The following is a 5,619-nucleotide window of genomic DNA, read 5'->3' on the forward strand; positions in this document are numbered from 1 at the left end:
ATATAGAAATTGCGCAGAATAAAGATATTTCTAAAACTGCTTTAATAAAACCATTAAAAGATAATGCCATAATATCGGAATTTGGTTCTGAGGACTATTATAAAAAATTTTATGCTGATTCCACAATAAACCCTGAAAAATACTGGGACTGCATTGCATCAAAATTTGAGTGGTACAAAAATATGATAAAGTTATTAGATGAACCTTTCCCGGATTTGTATTTTTTACAGGAGGCTATTCTAACGTTTCTTATATTTGTGTGGACAGAAATGCGATGAAAAATCCAGATAAAACTGCCATAATATGGGTAAGCTAGGATGGTAAAGAACGAAAAATAACATATGGGGAACTAAAGGATTATGTATCAAGATTTGCCATAGGCCTACAGAAAATCGGTGTAAAAAAAGGCGATGTTGTTGCCATTTACATGTAAAATATACCGGAAGCGTTTATTTCAGTATATGCATGTTATAGAATAGGTGCCATATACAATATAATATTCTCAGGATTTTCTGCAAATGCACTACTTGAAAGAATTGAGGATACAAAAGCAGTATCGTTATAACAGAGGACTAATCCATAAGTAGGGATAAGTACATGAATCTTAAAAACACACTTAACTCTGTGAGGTCAGGGGTTAAATCAATTGAAAAGGTCATAGTTGTAAGAAGAACAGGTTCATTGCCTATTTAAAATGCAGGAGGATGATATTTATTTTGATGATATTTTAAACCAGATAAATGATGGCACATACCCGTTACCAATGGAGGCAAATGAGCCGGGATTTTTCATATACACATTAGGCACAACATCGAGGCCAAAGGGCATATTTCAATCCGGTTATTATTGGAGCCTATTATTTTGTGGAATACCCCGCAAATTTAAACAATAATAATATTTACTGGTGCACTGCAGATGTTGGCTGGCTTACATTTCCCATTTATGAGCTTGCTGGTGCCCTTGCACACAATGGTACGGTGATAGCCTAAGACGGCGCTCTGGATTATGCGTCAATAGAACATTTTTATGGAATTATTGAAAAATACAGAGTAACAAAAGTGTTTACGGCACCAACACTGCTGAGGATGCTTGCAAGGTATGGCAGGGAGGCAGTAAAAAATCATGACCTCTCGTCATTAAGATTAATTTCCATTGTTGGTGAGCCAATTGACATAAAAACATGGCACTGGATTTATAAAAATATTGGAAATAAAAAAAATAGAGATTAATAATACATGTGGCTAGACAGAAGCAGGTGGTGCATGAACATCCTCAATCATTGGAATAACATCTGCCAGACAAGATTCATGTGGGCTGGCACTGCCAGGACATGCATATGCAATTCTTGTTAAAAATGGGAATCATGTGAGTCCAGGAACCATAGTAACACTGGTGTTAAAACAGCCATTTCTATCTCTTGCACGTGATGTCTGGAATAACCATGAAAGGTATGTCAACAATTATTTTTCTGTATTCAATGGTTATTACTGCAATTATGATAAGGTGGAGGATGAGTATAAACATATCTGGGTATTTGGCCGTACCGATGATGTCATAAATGTTGCAGGACACAGATTATCAAGAATGGAAATGGAAAACAGCATAATGCCCATACCAGAAATATCAGATGCTGCTGTTATTAATATAGACGATGAGATAAAGGGCGTTATTCCCGCAGTGTTTATTACCTTAAATAGTAAGATAGAAGATTCTAATGAGATAAAAAATCGCATAAGGAAGGTAATCAATGATTCAATAGGCAAATTTGCCATTACTGGAAGAATATATAATATCTGAAATGCCAAAGACAGGGTCAGGAAAAATAATGAGAAGGCTTCTACGCTAAATAGTATCAAATGGATATATTTCAGGTAATATTACCGGCCTTGAAAATCCAGAATCCATTGAAAAAAATGAGGTAAAAAATCCCAATTAAAATATTTTATATATTTCTAAATTATGATAAACAGGTGATTTATTGGAGGAAGAATATGATATTTTAAGGGAGAGCGTTAAATCATTCTCAGAAAAGGAGATAATGCCTGTTTCCAGAAAAATTGATCATGATGATTATTTTCCCAGGGAGATTTTCAAAAAAATGGGTTCCCTTGGATACCTTGGCATTACCATACCAGAAGAGTATGGTGGTTCTGGATCAGATTATATTTCTCAGGCGATAATAGAGGAGGAGATAAGTTACGCCAGCGGTTCCCTTGGTTTATCATATGGGGCACATAGCAATCTTTGCCTGGATAACCTTTACAGAAATGGTTCTGAATACATAAGGGAAAATTATGTGCCAAAATTATGCTCTGGGGATAACATTGGTTCTCTTGGAATGACAGAACCGTCATCTGGATCTGATGCGTTATCCATGAAAACAAATGCAGTAAAGGATGGTGATAATTATGTTATAAATGGCAGCAAGACATTCATAACAAATGCACCGTACGCAGATCAGTTTCTAACATATGCAAGAACCGGAGATAATTATACCGCATTTTTAATACTTTCTGATGATGAGGGCTTTTCCAGGGGAAAAAGGTTTGAAAAACTGGGGATGCGCGGTTCTCCAACCGGTGAAATATATTTCAATAATATAAGAATAAAATCCGATAGGATTGTGGGCGGCCTTAATAGTGGCAAAAAGGTGCTTTTAAGTGGATTAAACATGGAAAGGGCTGTGCTATCATTCAATGCCATTGGCATAGCCAGAAGGGCTTTTGACCTGGCCATTGAATATTCTATTGAAAGAAATCAGTTTGGAAAACCCATACATGAATTTGAATTAATACAGGAAAAGCTTGCGTATATGTACACAAAATTTGAATCGTCAAGGTTATTTGCCCTTGAGGCCTTAAAAAGGGTAAACAATGATAAAATGGATGCCCTTGATGCCGCTGCAGCCATTCTATATGCATCTGAGTCATCAGAGTATATTGCCAGAGAGGCCCTGCAGATATTCGGCGGCTACGGTTACATCAAGGACTTTGAAATAGAAAGGGTTTTCAGGGATTCCATTCTGTTAACAATCGGTGCCGGCACAAATGAAATAAGGAAAAAGGTCATATCAGAATCGTTAATAAAAAAATATAAAAAGTGAGTAAAATGGCATATAAATCAAGGAATGTTTACATGATATCAGGTGGGCTGACAAAGTTCAGGAAATACAATTATGATGAGGATTTCAGGCTAAATGTTAAAAATGCAGTGGATTATGCATTAAGGGATATTAAAATGGATGTAGGTGATATTGATGGTTCAGTTTCAGCGTATTTTTCTGATCATTTTTTGGGCCAGCTCATAGCCGGTGCCATGACAAATGATTATATAGGCATGTCAGGAAAACCGTCAAAGAGAATAGAGGGGGGTGGTGCAACCGGTGGGCTTGCATTTCAAACAGCATATGAAGAGATCGCATCAGGGAATATGGAAACATGCCTTGTCTATGGCTTTGAAAACATGTCCCATGTAAACACCTGGAGGGGTAATGATCTCATAGCACTTGGCAGTGATTCAAATTTTGATTATCCACTGGGAGGATTTTACACTGCATATTACGCACTCATGGCAACAAGACACATGCATGAATTTGGAACAACAGAAAGGCAAATGGCCCTTGTATCTGTAAAAAACCATAACAATGCATTGCATAATCCCTTTGCCCAGGCACCAATGAAAATTAATGTTGATGACGTACTAAATTCTCCGGTTGTATCAACACCATTAAAAATGCTTGATATATGTCTGATGTCAGATGGCGCTGCTGCAGCGATACTTGCATCGGAGGATGCTGCAAAATCGTTTTCAGATAAACCCGTTTTAATTAAATCCATTGGTGCATCAAGCGATACAATGAGACTTGCAGACAGAACCTTCGGTGATGTGCCACTCCTTCCAAATGAAACTAAAAATGATTATAAAAATCTTAAGTACCCTGGCGTTCATTCATTTAAGGCCGGTAGGCTTGCGGCAAAAATGGCATATGAACGTGCCGGTATAAAAAATCCTGAAAAGGAGGTAGACTTTGCAGAACTTTATGATGCATACACATCAGCAGAGATACAGGCATATGAGGATATGGGATTCTGCAGGTATGGTGATGGGGGCAAATTCATAGAGGAGGGCAGGCCAAATATAGACGGTGACATACCTGTAAATATGGAGGGCGGCCTTCAGGCATCGGGCCACGCAATAGGTGCAACCGGAATAATGCAGGCAGTATATGCATTCTGGCAGCTTCAGGGAAACATATCAAGGCATTTTGGAAATAATAACTTACAGGTAAAAAATCATAATACAGGAATAATACACAGCCATGCTGGAACCGGTGCATATGAAACAGTCACTGTTATGGAGGCGGTTTAAATGGATAGATATACAAGGGTGATGAAAACAGACCCACTTGTTAAAGAATTTGATTACAATATAGAATACATTCACAGTTATGCGCAGGATTCCAAATTTTTTACATCCCTAGGCAGGGGAATACTTCTTGGTTCAGAATGCAAAAAATGCAATTATAGATATGGAACATACAGAAAATATTGCATGTTCTGCGGTTCTGAAACAGATGATATAAATCTTCCATTAACAGGAAAAATACATTCATTTACAACGTGTTATTATTCAGGTGAAAATTTTATAAATGAAACACCTTACACATTAATACTTGTTGAATTTGAAGGCATTGATTCATTATTTATGTCAAGACTTGTTAATAAGGAAAATAAGAATGTTTACATAGGCATGCCCGTGAGGGCAAAATTTAGGAGGCTGCAGAAATTTGATGTTAATGATGTTTACTTTGTGCCGGCCTGATAATTTATTCATCAATTTTTTTTCTGGGATTTAATCCTATTTCATTAATAATTTTTATATAATTATTATAAAAAATTTTGCCCTTATCTGTAATTTCCAGCATTCTACGCGGCCCTGAGAGTGTAAACACAGTTTTATCCTTAATATATCCCGAGTGTATTAGTATATCGAGATGATTGCTTAAACTTCCCCTTCCTATACCAGTCAAATTTAAAATATCAGTAAAGTACATTTTTTCATTTATGGCAAGGGATATTAGAATCAATATTCTTATAGATGACCTTAATGCGTCATTATTTATCAGCCTGCTAAGATCACCTATATCACTCATTTGAAACAACCTCATCAGGAGCATGGTACAGTGCATAAAACGATGAGAACATCCAGCCAATTACTGATATTATCCAGAAATCGAATGAGAAATAAACATAATTACCAAGATAAAACGATGAAAAAATGAAAAATAAAATTGTTGCAAGTGCGCTTGAAATATACGTATAAAAGGCTATGTAACCTTCCAGGGGAATATTATCAAGGCTAATTTTGATATAACCAAGAATTTTAAATCCAAGGAAAAAAAATAGAATATTAACAGTGTATAATGCAATGGCATAATAGAAATAATTATACTGAAAAAAATATGCGAAGGATAACAGTATTATAATAATTATAATCATATATAAATAATTAATTTTCCTGAATTTGGGTGTCCGGTATCCTGATTTAAGTTTTATACTTCTATACGCCCTTCTAAAAATGCTTTTTGATAAATGTATTCCTAAAAAAACTTTTCCATAA

At 35.9% G+C, this 5,619-nt stretch carries 10 protein-coding genes; 8 read left to right on the forward strand and 2 right to left on the reverse strand.

Translation table 11 applies throughout. The features are described 5' to 3' along the window. The 8 genes from AOG55_RS09515 to AOG55_RS07615 form a co-directional block, all read left to right on the forward strand. The coding region (locus tag AOG55_RS09515; RefSeq protein ID WP_162216772.1) for an acetyl-coenzyme A synthetase N-terminal domain-containing protein at nucleotides 1–278 on the forward strand (278 nt) is incomplete at its 5' end. A 56-nt stretch (nucleotides 279–334) separates the two neighbouring features. Next, nucleotides 335–433, forward strand: coding sequence for an AMP-binding protein (locus tag AOG55_RS09825; RefSeq protein WP_175266982.1), 99 nt, complete (start codon nucleotides 335–337; stop codon nucleotides 431–433). Nucleotides 434–863: 430 nt separating this feature from the next. Next, nucleotides 864–989 carry a hypothetical protein gene (locus AOG55_RS09780; protein ID WP_269082535.1) on the forward strand — a complete coding sequence of 42 codons (126 nt, stop codon included), beginning with the start codon at nucleotides 864–866 and terminating at the stop codon, nucleotides 987–989. Nucleotides 990–1,013: 24 nt separating this feature from the next. Beyond that, the gene (locus AOG55_RS09415; RefSeq protein WP_330218584.1) at nucleotides 1,014–1,229 is read left to right on the forward strand and encodes an AMP-binding protein; all 216 of its coding nucleotides are present in this window, start codon (nucleotides 1,014–1,016) and stop codon (nucleotides 1,227–1,229) included. Nucleotides 1,230–1,365: 136 nt separating this feature from the next. Then, complete coding sequence (locus tag AOG55_RS07600) at nucleotides 1,366–1,797, forward strand: AMP-binding enzyme (RefSeq protein ID WP_055041124.1); 432 nt, start codon at nucleotides 1,366–1,368, stop codon at nucleotides 1,795–1,797. A 181-nt stretch (nucleotides 1,798–1,978) separates the two neighbouring features. Further along, complete coding sequence (locus tag AOG55_RS07605) at nucleotides 1,979–3,103, forward strand: acyl-CoA dehydrogenase family protein (protein WP_055041125.1); 1,125 nt, start codon at nucleotides 1,979–1,981, stop codon at nucleotides 3,101–3,103. Between the two features lie 5 nt (nucleotides 3,104–3,108). Next, nucleotides 3,109–4,368, forward strand: a complete 1,260-nt coding sequence (locus AOG55_RS07610; RefSeq protein ID WP_055041126.1) for a thiolase domain-containing protein — start codon at nucleotides 3,109–3,111, stop codon at nucleotides 4,366–4,368. Next, the gene (locus tag AOG55_RS07615; RefSeq protein ID WP_054963783.1) at nucleotides 4,369–4,821 is read left to right on the forward strand and encodes a Zn-ribbon domain-containing OB-fold protein; all 453 of its coding nucleotides are present in this window, start codon (nucleotides 4,369–4,371) and stop codon (nucleotides 4,819–4,821) included. It abuts the gene before it with no gap. Nucleotides 4,822–4,825: 4 nt separating this feature from the next. Here AOG55_RS07615 and AOG55_RS07620 read toward each other — a convergent pair whose 3' ends face one another. Further along, nucleotides 4,826–5,152 (reverse strand): transcriptional regulator, encoded by a 327-nt coding sequence (locus AOG55_RS07620; RefSeq protein WP_055041127.1) that lies wholly within the window; start codon nucleotides 5,150–5,152, stop codon nucleotides 4,826–4,828. After that, the coding region (locus tag AOG55_RS09520) for a hypothetical protein (protein ID WP_236688993.1) at nucleotides 5,145–5,619 on the reverse strand (475 nt) is incomplete at its 5' end. The genes AOG55_RS07620 and AOG55_RS09520, both read right to left, overlap by 8 nt.

The sequence above is a fragment of the Acidiplasma cupricumulans genome (assembly GCF_001402935.1).
GTDB lineage: Archaea > Thermoplasmatota > Thermoplasmata > Thermoplasmatales > Thermoplasmataceae > Acidiplasma > Acidiplasma aeolicum.